Origin of the sequence: Nostoc sp. NOS(2021) (assembly GCF_017115025.1) — a bacterium.
Taxonomy (GTDB): domain Bacteria; phylum Cyanobacteriota; class Cyanobacteriia; order Cyanobacteriales; family Nostocaceae; genus Nostoc.
In genome coordinates this window covers 1-15,969 of the sequence record NZ_JABXKM010000040.1, presented here as the reverse complement: position 1 = coordinate 15,969, position 15,969 = coordinate 1, and the positions used below count along the sequence as shown (strand labels likewise).

Genomic DNA, 15,969 nt, shown 5'->3' with positions numbered 1-15,969 from the left:
GTCATTAGTCATTAGTCATTAGTCATTAGTCATTAGTCATTAGTCATTAGTCATTGGTCTTTGCGTCTCTCCATCTCCCTGACCATAGTTCGTTTACCAAAACATCGATTCTGTTAATTGAGTCCCTCCAGCTTTTCGCCCTAATCGAGAGTGAATCACTGCAAATAAGATAACCATCGGTACTGAGGCAAAGTGAACGATTCGCAATGCTTGCCAACTGCCAAACAGATCCACAATCCAGGGGAATTGAGCAGGTTTATACATTCCTATTCCTGTAAATAACGCCAGCAGCAAGATAGGAATAATTGCTGTATAGGCAATACGATGCCAAGCATAAATTAGACGCTGGGAATTTTGACTTTTTTGTAATGCTCTGAGGTCATTGGCACCGACAAATCGATGTCGCCAGCGCCGGGTAATTAAAACGTAAATTCCATACCATAAGAGATTCAGCGAGAATAGCCACATTGCTGCAAAATGCCAGTGTCTACCTCCTGCGAGCCAACCTCCTAAAGTAAATATCGGAGGAATGTGCAAACCTGCACGTCCACCAAAAACAGGGTTGGCGTTGTAAATTTGTAATCCACTGGTGAGCATGATAAACAGACTAATGATGTTACAGGAGTGGAAAATTTTGGCTCCTATTGCTTGGGTTGGTAGCTTCCGAGTTTGCGAAGGAGCGGTTGAAGTCATAGATTTGACTGATAAAAGTTGCTGTTTATCTGTCTTGGGTAAATAGTCCAGCAAGTTTGGGGATTATTACTTACCCTTATTTTCTCATCCTACGATTCAATTAAAACGTGGAATACAGGATGTAACACGTGATCAAGACGCACAGATGTCATGAGTGGACTCAGGTTGGGAACCAGGGCAAATGCATCATGTCAACAAAAAGATTTTATTCTCAATAGGTTCTAAAATAGTCGCATTAATAGCTGCTTGTTGACACAAATTTAGCGTAGGCGTAGCCCGTCGTAGACATCACTTTGAGTCTTGGAAACTAAACCAAACGAGAAATGCTGATTTTGTCGTTGGTTCTTAACGTTGGTTGTGATCAAGAGTAATTTAGATGCGTTTGCCCTGAGTTGGGAACGAGTTCATCTCTGAAAGCTTCTTCTAGATAGGTTTTCACCTTACAGCTATAGGACTTACGCACACTCTACAAATTCTCGGCGCTCTTCTCTACGAGACGCTACGCGTTGGCGTCTTCTCTACGAGACGCTACGCGTTGGCGTCAGCCTCTCGCAGAGAAGGCGGTTCGATAAATTAAGCTTTTTAGCAATTTTTGCGTAAGTACTGAGCTATTTTCAGGTAAATAGACCACGCGGTAGGGGCACAGCATTGCTCATTTGTTAAAATTTGTGGAATTATTAAATATTGCTCAAAAGCTGGCGTGCTTTCTAATAGCAGCATAGTGTTTTGCTGTTGTATTCATCTCAATGACCAACTCTGTGCCTTGACCTAATTTAGAATTACACTTAAGTTTACCTTGATGTTTTTCAACTATAATTTCCCGACTAATTGATAGTCCTAGTCCCTTGCCATTACCTAATAGCTTTGTGGTAAAAAATGGTTCAAATATATGTCTTTGGATATGGGGAAGTATGCCTTTACCATTGTCATAAATGCGAATTATAACTTTGTGTTTTTTACCCAGTTGGTTGATATTTACCCAAGGTTCATTACTGTTGACCAAAGTTAAATGACTGCTAACAATTTCTGTATGAATCAAAATCTTGGGGGTAAAGGAATAATCATGTTTCATCCTTTCTTCTAACGCATCAATGGCGTTAGTCAAGATGTTCATGAATACCTGATTTAGATCACCAGGATAGCACTGAATTAAGGGCAATTCACCAAAGGTTTTAATTACTTCAATCCCGGCTCTATCAGGCTGTTGTTTCAGACGATGCTGCAAAATCCTCAAAACACTATCAAGTCCTTCATGCAAGTCAACATTTTTCATTTGACCTTCGTCAGAACTGGAAAAATTCCGCAAGGCGAAAACAATTTCTTTGACGCGCTCAGATCCAGCTCGCATTGACCACAGCAATTTTAAAAAGTCTGTTTTCACAAAACCGAGGTCGAGGCGTTGCAGATGTGAGGCAATGACTGGGGTCGGTGTGGGATAGTAATGTTGGTAAAGTTCAATGACTCTGATTAAGTCTTCAGCGTATTGACTGGCGGGATGAAGATTGCCGTAGATGAAGCTAACCGGGTTATTAATTTCGTTAGCCATATCCGCCACCAGCTGACCGAGATTAGCCATTTTCTGGTTCTGCAATAACTGCTTTTGGGTATATTTGAGTTCATCGAGGGTAATTTTTAGCTGCTGTGATTTTTCCCTAACTTGGTCTTCGGTAGACTGACGTTGGGCAATTTCTTTTTGGACTTGTTCAAATAGTTGGTATTGTTGAATAGCGATCGCTTTATCCTGACTAATATCCTTGTGCGTCCCCGCCATCCGCACTGGTTTATCGAATTCATCCCACTGAAATACTTTTCCACAAGTCAAAATCCACTTCCACTCGCCGGATTTAGTCAACATTCGCAATTCAACTTCAAACACAGGTGTGCATCCTTGCAGATAATCGTGCAATACCTGGCGAATTCTCGGTAAATCCTGTGGATGTACAAGTTGCTCAAAGGATTTATGGTCATTATCGATTTCATCTACTTCATACTCCAGGATGCGCTTCCACTGAGGATCATAATAGGTTTTGTCAGTTACCAGATTCCAACTCCACAACCCCAAGCCACTGGCTATTAATGCCATTTGTAAGGCAGCTTGTGAGCATTCTGAAGTATCGAAATTTTCTTGAGATAAGTCTTCTTGAGATAAGTCTTTTTGTCCTTTTTGGAGTGGCTGTAATTCTGGTAAACTCTGGGAATCTTGTACTGAAAGTGGAGTTTCCAGTTCATGGGTAGCGGGTTCTTCGATATGCATAGCTGCTGGTACGATGAGGAAGATATCCTGTAGCTCTCTCTACGCTGTCTTAGCACCCTGACGATCCAGTTATGGACAGTACGGTTTGGTTAACAAATCGTCAACTTGGTTTATTAGGCTGTAACTTCGGTTGGAGATATATCAGCCCATATCATCAATTTGGATGAAATTTAGAAAATGCTAAACGGACGAATGTAACCTCTGTTGCGATCGCCGTAGCCATTTTTTAGAAAAAAATAGCTACATTGTCTGCATCTATATTCTAAGATATGTCTAAAAAAAGTAGTTCAAATCACATACAATTACCTAAAAACTCGGAAAAATTTGTAAAAAAAATTCTATGATTAAGTCACGTCAAATGTTTCAGGATACAAAAAATTTGTCAAGGCTTGTTTGTCGCTTTTTTGGTCAGGGCTGGCTGCTATCCATACAGGGCAGGCTACATTGAGTTCCAAAGCATAATGGTGTGAGAAAATTTCATCCTGAATTAGAGCCGATGAGTAATGACTATAGATGAAGTAGTACTGCTACTAAAAGCCAGTCAAGCAACCGGTTTAACGACGCTCCAAGAGATCGTATTGCGTTCTTCCTGGGAAGGCAAAACCTACACCAATATAGCCTGTGAAGCGCACTACGGCGAGGAACGTGTCAGGAAAATTGCTGCTCATTTATGGCAAGTACTGAGTGATTTTTGCAAAGAACCGATAAATAAATCCAACTTCCGCCAGCAGGGCAAACGCATCTAAATATTGACGAGCCTGAATCAGAGTAGAATTTAGCAAAACTCTAATCAAATAAGGCTTTCAGGAAATTAAACATTCATTTGTATGGTAATGATAATCATTATTTAGGGGAGTTAGAGGCAGCCGACGGCTGCCTGTCAAGGAACATGGTAATTCTATTCGCAGTCATTGGGGAATTGAGAATTCATTACATTGGGGAGGCAGCGGGTTGCGGGGGTTCCAAGAGTTGTAGCGACTGCCGTTATTGGATGTCGCATTGAGGGAAGATGACTGTCGGATTAGAAAAGATAATGCTCCACAGAATTTTGCAATTCTCAGACATATTGCAGTCAATCTTTTAACTCAAGAGAACCGTGTTAAACGTGGAATCAAAAATAAACAGTTTCTCGCCGCGATGGATAACAACTATTTAGCAAGAGTCTTAGCGCTAGCTTAAACTCATATATCCAAATTTGACTTTTTAGGAAAAATTTCACTTTTCCTCTAGAAAAACATACTTTTATAGACTCGAATCTTGAGTTTTTTTTAGTATTAATAAATAATGATTGAGCTTCAGATAAGCTAAATTATAATTTTCCGAAACAATTCATTTATTTTATTTATTATCTTATCGATTTTTACAATTATCTATGTCATTTTGAAATCTCTCTTAGTTTTTATTAGTCAATAAGGTGCGTTTTCCCTACTATCAACACTGCTTGAAATTGGAGTGCCAGCAAAATCAAATCAGGATGTTGGGTAAAACAATGCCCGTCCCCCGCCTGGAGTGTCTGTACGGTGACAAAGGCTGTGACTATCTTTACTCCAACAGCGTATTTTTGAAACCCCTGACTTGGACAGACAATCTGGCTAAGTTGCGCGACTCAATCACCGCGTTGACTGGCTACAAGTTCCGCATCGTCATCGGCAATCAGTATCGCAGTGGACAAGATTCAATCGGGTGGCACTCAGACAATGAGCAATCGATGGGATTCAACCCAGCGATCGCATCCATTAGCCTTGGTGGTGTAAGCCCTACCTGGTTATAGCCCTGATTTTATGCCTGTCGAACACCTGTGGCAGTAGTTACGTGAAGATGTTACCTATGATACATGTTATCAATCTTCTACAGAACTGATTGAACGGGTTCATTTATTTGAACAAGATATTAATTCCAACCCCTTTGAAATTAGCGATCGCTTGTGGGTGAAAAATCACCTTGAACCTGATGAGGAAAAAATACGGGTTTCAACGTAGACGAGGTTTATCATTTATTCTCTCACCTTTTTTCCGTGTCAATACCTCACTAATTTCGAGCAGTTAGCAAGGTTTGTAATACTAGCTATATTAATTACTACACAAATTAAGTATTTTTATTTAAAATTTATGGAAAAGTTTCGTATCAGTATAGATATTACAAAATGAAGTGCAGAATGTGGGTTTTATCCTTTGTGGAATGAAACAGCCCTGCTTACCTACGGGACGCTACGCGAACGACTGCGCTCAGGGCAAGTCGCTCAACTACCGCTTGTCGTTGGCGCAGCCTCTGGTAGAGAAGTGTCCCCAAACACCCAAATTAACTTTGATAAGGACGCGGCAGTTGGCGCAGTTTATGAGCCGTATCCAATTCACTATTGTTTTTTCTACCATATCCCCAACCCAAGAGGCGACGATATTCACCCATGATGTCACTTTCAATTAAATCATCCTCATTGACTTCAATATCGGTATGAGATTCAGGCGCAACGTAGAGCGCATCCGCAGGACAATATGCCTCACATATAAAACAAGTTTGACAGTCTTCCTTGCGGGCGATCGCAGGTGGTTGGTTAGGTATGGAATCAAAGACATTGGTAGGACAAACTTGGACGCACAAATTACAATTGATACAGAGTTTATGGCTGACAAGCTCAATCATGATCATGCTCCTGTTACAACTTTGATACAGTTGGTGTGGTTTGAGTGGTGATTACTGGTGGTGTAGCGATCGCATCCGTAATCCAATCACGCCTCACCCAGAGCTTATCTAAGCCGCCTGTCGCTTGGTAATAACGCTGATTTGGATCGGTTTCGGGATAGTCCATGCGAATATGTTCGCTGCGCGTTTCCGTGCGATGTAACGCGCTAAAATATGCCCATCGTGCTACAGCAGTCAGAGCAGCCGCTCGACGAGAAAATTCCACATCGCGCACTGTATCTTGTTTTGGATTTTCTTGTACTTGCTGCCACAGCGTTTCTAATTTAGCGAGAGAATCCAAAAGTCCCTGCTCAGAACGCAAGTAATTCTTCTCCAACGGGAGCATCTGGGCTTGTACACCATGCACGATCGCCTCACTATCGAATTCAGAAGTGGGTGAGGATGGCGATGGGCTGCGCCCCGCCATAGGCGATCGCAATCCCACTTGACCAGCAGGACGCGTAACTCGTTCATTTGCATGAGCGCCCAGACTCTTAGCAAAGTCCGCTGCTCCAACTCCTGCCCATTGCCCTGTGGAGATTGCCCAGGCAGCATTGGGGCCACCACCCCCAGAAGCTAAACCGGCTAAAAACTCCCGCGATGCTGCATCACCGGCAGCGTAGAGGCCAGGAACTTTTGTAGCGCAATTATCATTCACAATCCGAATCCCACCGGTACCACGGACTGTACCCTCTAAAACAAGTGTCACAGGCACTCGTTCTGTATAGGGGTCAATACCAGCTTTTGTATAGGGTAGAAAAGCGATGAAATGAGACTTTTCAATCACTGCTTTAACTTCCGGTGTGGCTCGATCCAAACGAGCATAAACGGGGCCTTTCATCAGGGCATTAGGGAGGAAAAATGGATCGCGACGACCATTGATATAGCCACCAAGATCATTGCCTGCTTCATCAGTATAACTAGCCCAACCAAAGGGAACACCCCTGGTTACAGTCGCATTTAAAGCCGTCGAAATGGCATAGTGATTAGAAGCTTCCATACTAGAAAGTTCCCCACCAGCTTCCACTGCCATCAGCAGTCCATCACCTGTATTGGTATTGCAACCTAATGCTTTACTCAAGAATGCACAACCGCCATTCGCTAAGACTACTGCACCAGCCCGAACGGTATAGGTACGATGATGTTGCCTCTGCACACCTTTTGCTCCAGCTACTGAGCCGTCGTCAGCCAATAAAAGCTCTAGAGCCGGACTTTGGTCGAGAATCTGCACACCAACACGCAAAAGGTTTTTGCGAAGTACCCGCATATATTCAGGGCCATAATAACTCTGACGCACAGATTCCCCATCTTCTTTAGGGAAACGATAGCCCCAACTTTCCACTAGGGGCAAACTCAGCCAAGTTTTTTCGATAACACGCTCGATCCAACGTAAGTTAGCGAGGTTTTTTCCTACACGATAACGCTCCCATAAAACTTTGTCCCAATTCTCTGGAGAAGGGGCCATGATGCCATTGCCACTAGCTGCCGCCGCACCACTCGTACCCAGAAAACCTTTATCAACAATGATGACTTTGACTCCTTGGGATGCGGCTGCCCATGCTGCCCATGCAGCGGCAGGCCCACCACCAATTACCAGTACATCAGCAGTTAATTGTAGTTCATTTTCACTATGGACTGCTAGCAATTCCCTTTCCTCAATAAAGTTTCTACAGTACGGCAGAATTCAGGAGCGGAGCCGGAGACGCTCTGCGGCTTGGCGTCAGAATTCAGAAGCGCTCCGACTTTTCGCTGCGTCTGTTGCATGTTAGCGTTAGCGGGGCGTAGCCCGGCAAATTCATACATATATTCAGCAACGCCCACAAAATTAATAAACAGAAGTCAACAATTTATCGATCGCAGCCCGAAACGCGGTTGCTGCACCAGCACTCATATCACGGGGGGCGCAGATGCGATTTCTCAAATATGCGAAAGCGATCGCCCCCACAGCAGCGAAGATAGAATCAACACTGCTATTTTTACCACCTGTCCGACCACCCGGTAAAGTTTCGCCATTGCCATGAATGAGATAATCAGCTAGTTGTCGTAGGTGAAAATCAACCGCGTCCTTAACTGTGGTAAAATCACCATCTGCTGCTAAAACTTGGACTCCAGAGTTTTTGATAATATCTGCGATCGCAACTTCCCGATTATCGCTCAATCTCTCAGCCGCTTCGGCGCGATATTGAATTTTCTCACTATCTGCCACATCTAGAGGTAAAGGATTCCCAATCGGTTCGACACCCCATCTGCGACGCAAAAGTAAATTATTGGTAATATTATCCGACTTCACTCTGTGATAAGCAGGACGCTGATTAAGTGCGTCAAACCAAGCATTAATTCGAGGAAAGCGAGGATTTCCTTTGAGATGATATCCCCGATACACAGGTAAATTAGCCGCCAATCTATCCAGATGGGGGCTATATAAAATGTCAACTAAGCTAAATGTACTGACAAAGTAAGCGCCGGGATATTTAGCCAAAGCTTGCTCAAGTTCATCTAACTTCGCCTCAAATGCTGCTTGTAAGTTTGCCAACTCATCAGCATCTACAGGTGCTTCTCTCAGGAATTTGTAAGCAATCTCTCTAAAACCGTTAGTCTCAGCGTCTTCAACTAACTGCCTAGCAACAGCATTTTCCTCTGAATTCTCAGGCAATAATGCTGGATGTGGAAACCTTTCTTCTAAAGCCAAGAGAATATCTTTAGATTCATATACTAAGTTACCTTCAATTTTTGCTGCTGGGACAAGGGTTGTTGGAACTATGTCAGTGTACCATTTGGGTTTATTACTTAAATCAATAAACTCCGTTGCAAAGGGAATTTCCTTTTCTTCCAGAGCAAACCAAACTCGTTCGCAGAAAGGACACCAAGAATTAGTATCTCGATAAAGCAAGACTGGTGGTTGTGTGTTTGGGGGAAGTTTCTGTAAACTGCTGGGTATTGGTGCAGTAGAAGGAGATTGTCCTGTCCTCTTTACTCTACGCGCAGAGGTATTTTTTCTAGCAGTCTCTAAAACTTCTTCCCAAGTTGACACTGTGTTTTGAATAGACATTTTTTACCTCGCTTTACTAGGAATGCCGGAAAACACAAATAACTGTTGCTCTTTGGGTGCAGCCAAGTTCTCACCAAGGTAACGATGAAGTCCTACACCCATATCTCCCGTGTCCGTAAGCTTGAAGTTCACTTCCTCAAATCCAGATGCACTTAATATTTTTCGCACATTGTCAGAGAAGGGAATACCGTTAGAGTGTCCGCGAGTCCAGATGACAAAAGCACCTGGTTTACTCAGAAAACTCAGGTTATCTAGTAAGCGATTGAGTTCAGCTTCCTCAGCCAGATTGCCAAAGACACCACACACAATCACGATATCTGCTGGTACTGCTCCTACATAGTTAGTGGCAAGAGTTGCATCACCATTGATAATCTCAATTTGCTTGGCTAAACCCAAAGACTCTATAGTTGCTCGTCCACGCTCAACTAGATTTGAATTTATTTCAACCAGTCGTGCAGAAACATCTTTCGCACGGGGGTGATTTTTTAAAGTTCCTAATAAATCTCGTCCATCACCCGCGCAAACACTCACTATTCGGATAGCGCCATCTGGTGAGGCATTCAAGCTATAAGCAATATATTCCCGCACGATTTCTAGACGCTGCTGCAATTTTGGCTCAGTGTTGTAGAGGTCGTGCCATTCATACCAATCTTTTGGCATAAGGGGTGATTCCCGTTTGATGCACATTGTGTAGTCATAAACTACGGTTATTTTATCAAGTAACTGTAGTTTATGGATAAAGGCAGAGTATCATAGAAATTCATATAAAATCAAGTGTCATGGTTGTAGCAAAAGTAATAACCTTTTTTAAAGAGAGCGATCGCGCATTACCTGACTTTATCCAGTACCAGATTCAAGTAGACATTTCTCAAGGATCTGTTTTAGAGAGGGATCGCCAGTCTAGAGCGATCGCACTTCGCCTGTCCAGTTGAGCAAATTTATACCCAGCAACCTTTTTGGGCTTTTCTATCTGTCGAACTCACGTTCTATTTACAAAGATTTGCCAAAGTTCTTGGTGAACCTATCCCCGTTGGTGGAGCAAAAAATAGGACATAGGCAATGTGTTAACTATTGAGCATTGACCAAAAATGAACCAAAATCCAAAATAGGATGACCTATGAGCTTAGTCCATCCTAAATCTGGCGAACGTGGATTATTTATTGGTGGTTTTGTGCGTCGTCTGCGTGGTTTATCTCAGAATGAATCCGATGAAATCGTGAAATTATTGCAGGCTTACATCACACGTCCCGAAAATACAGTCCGGTGGCGTTAGAAAATTGGCGATGTAGCTTTTTGGGATAATCGTGCTACTGAACATTATGCGATCGCACCCTCCGACACAAGTTAATCGATATCATGACGATTGCTATCTGTGCAGTGATCTGTGGAGCAAATGGTTGGGTAGGAATAGAGACTTATGGTTGTGCAAAATATGAATGGTTAAAAACATTTTTAGAGTTGCCAAATGGCATTCCGTCTCATGATACTTTTGCGCGAGTATTTCGTCCTGGTGTATGCAGTTGATGAGGGCTACTTACCGCTTATAATATTAGGAGTAATTGCCGCATACTCTGTAGGGGTTAAGATTCCCAAGCGAACATCTACCTGTTTTGGAATAATCTTTAACTGATACAGCAGATCCGCAACCTGCTGTTGAGCGCTAATTACTTGCTCGGTAATCGGTTTCATATCAAAATTACGCCTCGTCAGCAATAGCTCCATCATTGAAGGATCGACCTTGGTCTTTGGTGCGATGATTGCAGCTGCCTCACGCCTGTTGTTATTTGTCCATTGTCCAACTTTGTAATACTCTTCCAGAATTGCTTTGAGCAGATCGGGATTCTTTGTGGCAAACTCTCGGGAAGCCAGGTAATAGCCCCCCGGTGTTTCAATTCCTTTACCATCTCGCAGGACGCGAATACTAGTTTCTCGCTGGAGTTGCAGTAAAGATGGATCGGAAGCTACAAAGGCATCTACCGTCTTATTCAAAAATGCCGAGCGTCCATCGATAGTCGTCAGATTCACTGGTTTAATATCGCTGAGTTTCAGCCCTACTTCTTCGAGTGCTTTCACTAAGAAATAAGTCAGAGCAGTACCTCTAGCAAAAGCAACTTTTTTGCCTTTGAGATCCGTCAAAGTGCGAATCGAAGAGTCCTTTGGGACGATGATCGCTTTGGCTTCTGCAGTCAGCCCTGGTATATTAACTAGATACACCAACTTGCTGCCAGCTGCCTGGGCAAAAATAGGCGGCGTTTCTCCCGTTGGACCTAGATCGATGCTACCAGTATCTAAAGCTTCCAGTAGGGGAGGGCCAGAGACGAACAAAGACCACTGGACATCAATTCCCAGAGGAGCCAGACGCTTCTCCATCACTTTCTTCTCATGGGCAATGAGATCCCCAGAATTTTGATAACCAAGTCGAACTAACCTGGTATTGCTATTTTTTGTATTACAGCTGACTAAAGCAGTAGACAAACCCATGAGTCCATAACAGGCATTGAAAAAATCGCGTCTGGACATCTTGGAGTGATTCCCAAGGTTGTTGTACAAATGTGGATTAGACATAATGACTTACAGTTTCTTTTTGATCTAACTTAGGTTTACCTATTCAGCTTTTTATACACCTGATCTATGACTTTTTTGTTTCATATAACAAAACCATTTCAAAAAACTATCCCGCTTGATACGATTGTGGTATTAGTGAATTTCTGTGTATTTATTATATGGAATTGAGAGATTTAAACGCTTTCCTAGTCCTTGCGGAAGAATTGAACTTTAGAAAAGCGGCAGCGAGATTGCATCTGACACAACCCCCCTTGACAAGACTTGTGCAACGACTTGAGCAGGAGTTAGGAGTCAAGCTCTTTGAGCGCTCAACCACAAGGGTTGAGCTGACTCAAAGTGGGACAACCCTCTACCAAGGAGCAAAGGACTTGATTGATCAAGCCGAGCAACTCAAGCAACGGGTTAGTCAATCAGCAAACAGCGGCGAGGGCACACTTCGCGTAGGTTTTTGTGGCTCGGCTTTCCATAGTATTCTTGCGTCGGCGCTGTCAGCATTTCGCTACCATCATCCTGAGATACATATCCTCACTGAGGAGATATCTTCGCAAGAGCAATTAAGACAATTACAAATAGGAAAACTTGAGGTTGCATTTGTTGAAGGTAGAATCAACTTGAATGGAGTTTTAACGGAATTGATTCATCAAGAGGACTTTGGGATTCTCGTTCCCAAGACTCATCGGCTGGGAAACAAAAAACTTATTCCTTTTGCCGATCTCCGTAATGAGACATTCATCTTTCAACCGAGGCGGGAAAATCCGCAGTTTTATGACAGTTTTCTCGCTCTGTTAAGAAACGGGGGGGTTGAGCCTAAGCTACTCCATAAGAAACCTAACCAGCAGTGCCCGGTACTTGTCTCCTCTGGTGCAGGTATACTTTTGACTACACGAACCTTGAGTAAATTCGCCACGGAAGACTTGCGATTTATCGCTATACTACCGCCTTGTCCTAAGTTCCAGATTTCCTCTGTCTGGCGAGACGGGCCTCAATCTCCACAACTCAAACTCTTCCTGAAATTCATCACTACTGCTAATTATTCAAACGTATCAGAGCTATTTCATTTTATAGAACGACATTAGAAACTTCTTAAAAATAAATAACGGTGAATGTGAATTAGGATTATTGTAAAAATAAGTTGCTCATAAAAATGTTTGAGATGTCTGCCCTGAGATAGCTTCTCTCAAAAAATTGTTCAAGTTATTTTTACAAAAGTCCTTTATCTTGAATCAAGTTACTTTGGTACTCTAGTTGCAACATTGCTGTTGCTTGTTCTGAGTGGCCAAATCCCTTACGATAGTATTGTTCAGAACTATGCAGCGATCGCTTGAAAGCTTTTGTATCCATTTTTCAGACCTCATATACGCCAAAAGTATGGCAAATCAACGGTTATTGCGTTCTTGCCGTGATGTAATCTGCGATCGCCATAATCATCTCTAATTTCTCCCAAGTGGTGTGAAGTTGACTGAGTTCTATCTAACTTCTCTTTATGTTCACCATTTTGGATCTGGTGTGAGATATGAGCTAAAAGGCTTTGCTCCATAATCTTTTTCTGTCCATTAAGTAAATGTTTAGATAAGACACCATCACATTGCTTTTGAATGGTTGCAATCCTTTACGCCTGTAATACTCCTTTATTAAGACTGTCTCCTGAATCCTTACAATAATCGTTTAATTACATACCAATCCATGACTAGAGGGATTGCATATATGCATATAGTTTTTTATATCAGGATTCAGTCCACCTCAAAATCAGTCAAATTATTAACCTATAAACACTTGAACAAAAAACCTGGAAAATCCGAACTTCAACAAATTTTCAGAAAATAGCTTAATTTTGTAGCTCTTGCAAATCATGTCTGACTACCAAGCCCATTTTAAAAGCCTCTCTGTCACTAGGTTTAAAACATATGAACCTTTACTTTTTTACTAATTAGCAAAGGGAGATGTTCTGAACTACCATTCATCTTAAATGTGAAATAGCTGTCAACGGTGTGCATTATTTTAACTTCCGTACTATTTTCTGCATTTAAGCTGTTTGCATAGGTTAAAGATAGAGCTTGGAAATACTTTAAGAAGCTTTCAAGAAGCTTTGCATCTCTTAATCCTTTCTACTCGGTTTAAAGAACAAAACTCAGAATGTTTTGTTGTCGAGATGCTTCTTGTTTCTTCTTTCCAATTCTTGAATACTTTTACAAATTTGAAAATCAGCCAAAAGATAGATTTAAATGTAGTAATCGAACTCAAGATAGTTGAAATCTATTCTCCTATTCTAAAAATACTGTTTACCGTATGTTTTCATAAGAGAGTTAAGCAATGTCTCTTGAATTTCTGCTGCGCGTCTACACGAATACAACAATATTCTTCATAATTATTTATGAGCTAACAATCTAACTTTTCGCATCATCACTATTTGGCGATCTATATTAAATTAGTTCGTTCCAAATCCAATATTTTTCATCATGGCTGTTAGTAGTTAGTAGTCTTTTAGGTAGTAGTAAAACGTTTACTAGTTAAAGACTCTCACGACTAACGGCTACTACCAATTGACTTTATGCTTGCAACAGATTTCATTCCCTCTTTACCCATTCTCAAAAAGAGAGGTTGGCGGGATCATTATGTAGCAAAGATTTAGCCAGGTAATATAACTACGCCATTTCTGAGAATGAACGGTACAAAATATCAGCAGTAGATATTTCTATATGATTATTAGTTTCCTACTGTAACTGCTTGGCGCTCTCGCCGTGCTACTTCTGCACGTACTAGAGGAATGACCTCACGTCCATACTCGATCGCATCCTGTACAAGATCGAAACCCCGGATCAATAAGGTCGTAACACCTGCATCGTAATAATCAACTAAAGCCTCTGCAACTTGTTCTGGTGTTCCCACCAGAGCTGTCGTGTTACCTCCTCCATCGGTAGCTGTGGCAATTGGTGTCCACAGACACTTATCGTAGATTTCACTTTTTTGGGCAAAGTCTACTAACCGCTGTGACCCTACTGCTTGTGAAGGCTCTGAAGGAATTAGTGTTGTCCCTCCCCGTAGTTTTTGAATTCGCGCCAAAATGTTGTAAGCTTTTTCCCAAGCCTGTTCTTCTGTGACACCAAGAATAGGTCGCACAGAAACGCTAAAGCGAATATAACGACCATCTGGTAAAGCAGCACGAACATTTGCTATCCGCTCTTTAATTGCAGCAATTGGCTCACCCCACATGGCGTAGACATTACTATGCTTGGCTCCTACCTCCACGGCTTGGTTAGATGCGCCGCCAAAGTAAAGCGGGATGTGAGGCTTTTGCAACGGTTTAATTGCAGAGAAAGCATCTTTGACGCGATAAAATTCGCCTTCGTAATCAAAAGGAGTGTCACTTGTCCAGATGCGGCGGACAATTTCTAAGTACTCATCAGTGCGACGATAGCGGTTGTCATGGTCGAGCCAGTCCCCATCCCTTTGCTGGTCTGCATCATAACCACCAGTAATTATATGCACTGCGATCCGACCATTGGTGAAATGGTCAAGGGTCGCTGCTGTGCGAGCAGCCAGAGTTGGTGCGACAAAACCTGGTCGATGTGCAATTAAAAAGCCCAATTGCTCGCTTATTGAAGCAGCGTAGCTAGCTACAATAAAGCTATCAGGGTTATTAGCTCTGTAGGCAACTAGTACCCGATCAAAGCCCCCTTTTTCATGGGCTTGAGTGAGTTCACGAATATAGTCTTGGTCTATGATGTTTTCGTTCAGGAAATTCTGAACATTATTTAACTCCGAAACTGGTTTTGTTCGGATTGCTCCGATGAACTCGACTGGCATAGTCAATTCTCCTAAATTATGAATGCCGGAAATGTTTTATTTGGGTTCATAAATAACCTTAAAAAGCAAGTTTATTATCAAAGATTGAACGATCCATAACAAGTAAAGTTTTTTTCGGGAATAGCGAAAGCCCTAAACTATACCTATTGCTGCAACACCTTATTTTGGCCTTGTGTGCGGTTGAACAACTATTTGAGTTTCAGGGTTTAGACCTCCATATTCAAAGTTTATAGTTTGCTGATGTGACACTTGTTCTAAGAGGATATTTGAAAAGTCCTCTTGTCGGCATCAAAAGTTTTAGCTGTAACCAAACCCATCCCGCTATTACCTCCAGTGACAAGGACGACTTTGTTCTGAAAACGTTGATTGGACATATCATTTACAATTCCTTTCTTGGTGAGTTAGGTTTCTCCAATTCAACTTTGCCAGAGCAAGATCGTAACTTCGTTCTTCGTTCACTGTATCGTTCGGTGAGTTGAATTAAATATGTTGTCTTTATTTCCAAATAAATTCTACAGCAAATGAAAGCAGAGAGGAATTTCAAAAAAAGTATTGCGCTTGATACGATTTTGGTATCAGTTTGTTCTAGAGTTGCGATACTTGCATTTTACAAATCTCTATGCAAAGATAAGTTTGCACAAATTACTGCAACCTGATAGGTTTATAGTACTTAAGTAAATAATAATAGTATTTTTAGTTATTTGATCGCAAACTATGATACCTAACCATGTCAATTTGCTTAGAAATAACTAGAAGATAAATTAGTTTTTAGTCGTTGAAGTAGCCAATGATGAACTGACTACGCTATGACCAAGAAAACAGGATGTCAGAAGATATTTCAGAAATCTTTGTTCACATAGCATCTACTTGATATTATTTTCTTTAGCTCGATAAAAAAGGGCTTGAAGAAGATATCCGATGAAGC

The 15,969-nt window shown here is 41.8% G+C and carries 12 protein-coding genes and 5 pseudogenes; 7 read left to right on the top strand and 10 right to left on the bottom strand.

Features of this window, described 5'->3' with window-relative positions; translation table 11 throughout:
• Window positions 1-93: 93 nt before the first annotated feature.
• Window positions 94-693, bottom strand: coding sequence for a cytochrome b/b6 domain-containing protein (locus tag HWQ41_RS04795; RefSeq protein ID WP_292760322.1), 600 nt, complete (start codon window positions 691-693; stop codon window positions 94-96).
• Window positions 694-1,381: 688 nt separating this feature from the next.
• Window positions 1,382-2,947 carry a PAS domain-containing sensor histidine kinase gene (locus tag HWQ41_RS04790; RefSeq protein ID WP_292760321.1) on the bottom strand — a complete coding sequence of 522 codons (1,566 nt, stop codon included), beginning with the start codon at window positions 2,945-2,947 and terminating at the stop codon, window positions 1,382-1,384.
• Window positions 2,948-3,450: 503 nt separating this feature from the next.
• On the opposite strand from HWQ41_RS04790, the pseudogene HWQ41_RS04785 reads away from it, so the two are divergent.
• The 3 genes and pseudogenes from HWQ41_RS04785 to HWQ41_RS04775 all read left to right on the top strand — a co-directional run.
• Window positions 3,451-3,675: pseudogene (locus tag HWQ41_RS04785) on the top strand (hypothetical protein); the annotation flags it as partial.
• Between the two features lie 166 nt (window positions 3,676-3,841).
• Window positions 3,842-4,126 (top strand): annotated as a pseudogene (locus tag HWQ41_RS04780) (hypothetical protein); the annotation flags it as partial.
• 235 nt (window positions 4,127-4,361) lie between these two features.
• A complete protein-coding gene (locus tag HWQ41_RS04775; RefSeq protein WP_292760320.1) occupies window positions 4,362-4,718 on the top strand; it encodes an alpha-ketoglutarate-dependent dioxygenase AlkB in 357 nt (118 codons plus the stop codon).
• A gap of 527 nt (window positions 4,719-5,245) precedes the next feature.
• Here the strand turns inward: HWQ41_RS04775 and HWQ41_RS04770 are convergent.
• The 4 genes from HWQ41_RS04770 to HWQ41_RS04755 all read right to left on the bottom strand — a co-directional run bounded on the left by HWQ41_RS04770 (window position 5,246) and on the right by HWQ41_RS04755 (window position 9,335).
• Complete coding sequence (locus HWQ41_RS04770) at window positions 5,246-5,587, bottom strand: 4Fe-4S binding protein (RefSeq protein WP_292760319.1); 342 nt, start codon at window positions 5,585-5,587, stop codon at window positions 5,246-5,248.
• A 13-nt stretch (window positions 5,588-5,600) separates the two neighbouring features.
• A complete protein-coding gene (locus tag HWQ41_RS04765; protein ID WP_292760317.1) occupies window positions 5,601-7,271 on the bottom strand; it encodes an FAD-binding protein in 1,671 nt (556 codons plus the stop codon).
• Between the two features lie 180 nt (window positions 7,272-7,451).
• Window positions 7,452-8,675 carry a glutathione S-transferase family protein gene (locus tag HWQ41_RS04760; protein ID WP_292760315.1) on the bottom strand — a complete coding sequence of 408 codons (1,224 nt, stop codon included), beginning with the start codon at window positions 8,673-8,675 and terminating at the stop codon, window positions 7,452-7,454.
• Window positions 8,676-8,678: 3 nt separating this feature from the next.
• Window positions 8,679-9,335: a class I SAM-dependent methyltransferase family protein gene (locus tag HWQ41_RS04755; RefSeq protein WP_292760314.1), complete on the bottom strand. Its 657-nt coding sequence runs from the start codon at window positions 9,333-9,335 to the stop codon at window positions 8,679-8,681.
• 119 nt (window positions 9,336-9,454) lie between these two features.
• Between HWQ41_RS04755 and HWQ41_RS04750 the strand changes: the two genes are divergently transcribed.
• The 3 genes and pseudogenes from HWQ41_RS04750 to HWQ41_RS04740 form a co-directional block, all read left to right on the top strand.
• On the top strand, window positions 9,455-9,607 hold the full coding sequence (locus tag HWQ41_RS04750; protein WP_292760312.1) for a hypothetical protein: 153 nt from the start codon (window positions 9,455-9,457) through the stop codon (window positions 9,605-9,607).
• 194 nt (window positions 9,608-9,801) lie between these two features.
• Window positions 9,802-9,945 (top strand): annotated as a pseudogene (locus HWQ41_RS04745) (TauD/TfdA family dioxygenase); the annotation flags it as partial.
• Window positions 9,946-10,001: 56 nt separating this feature from the next.
• A pseudogene (locus tag HWQ41_RS04740) lies at window positions 10,002-10,178 on the top strand (transposase family protein); the annotation flags it as partial.
• A gap of 27 nt (window positions 10,179-10,205) precedes the next feature.
• On the opposite strand, the gene HWQ41_RS04735 reads toward HWQ41_RS04740, so the two are convergent.
• Window positions 10,206-11,195: an aliphatic sulfonate ABC transporter substrate-binding protein gene (locus tag HWQ41_RS04735; protein ID WP_292760311.1), complete on the bottom strand. Its 990-nt coding sequence runs from the start codon at window positions 11,193-11,195 to the stop codon at window positions 10,206-10,208.
• A 203-nt stretch (window positions 11,196-11,398) separates the two neighbouring features.
• Here HWQ41_RS04735 and HWQ41_RS04730 point away from each other — a divergent pair, with 203 nt between their 5' ends.
• On the top strand, window positions 11,399-12,316 hold the full coding sequence (locus tag HWQ41_RS04730; RefSeq protein ID WP_292760310.1) for a LysR family transcriptional regulator: 918 nt from the start codon (window positions 11,399-11,401) through the stop codon (window positions 12,314-12,316).
• Window positions 12,317-12,458: 142 nt separating this feature from the next.
• On the opposite strand, the pseudogene HWQ41_RS04725 reads toward HWQ41_RS04730, so the two are convergent.
• The 3 genes and pseudogenes from HWQ41_RS04725 to HWQ41_RS04715 form a co-directional block, all read right to left on the bottom strand.
• Window positions 12,459-12,581: pseudogene (locus tag HWQ41_RS04725) on the bottom strand (4-hydroxy-3-methylbut-2-enyl diphosphate reductase); the annotation flags it as partial.
• 10 nt (window positions 12,582-12,591) lie between these two features.
• A complete protein-coding gene (locus HWQ41_RS04720) occupies window positions 12,592-12,777 on the bottom strand; it encodes a hypothetical protein (RefSeq protein WP_292760309.1) in 186 nt (61 codons plus the stop codon).
• A 1,166-nt stretch (window positions 12,778-13,943) separates the two neighbouring features.
• Entirely contained in the window at window positions 13,944-15,044 is a 1,101-nt protein-coding gene (locus tag HWQ41_RS04715; protein ID WP_292760307.1) for an LLM class flavin-dependent oxidoreductase, read from the bottom strand.
• Window positions 15,045-15,969 lie beyond the last annotated feature (925 nt).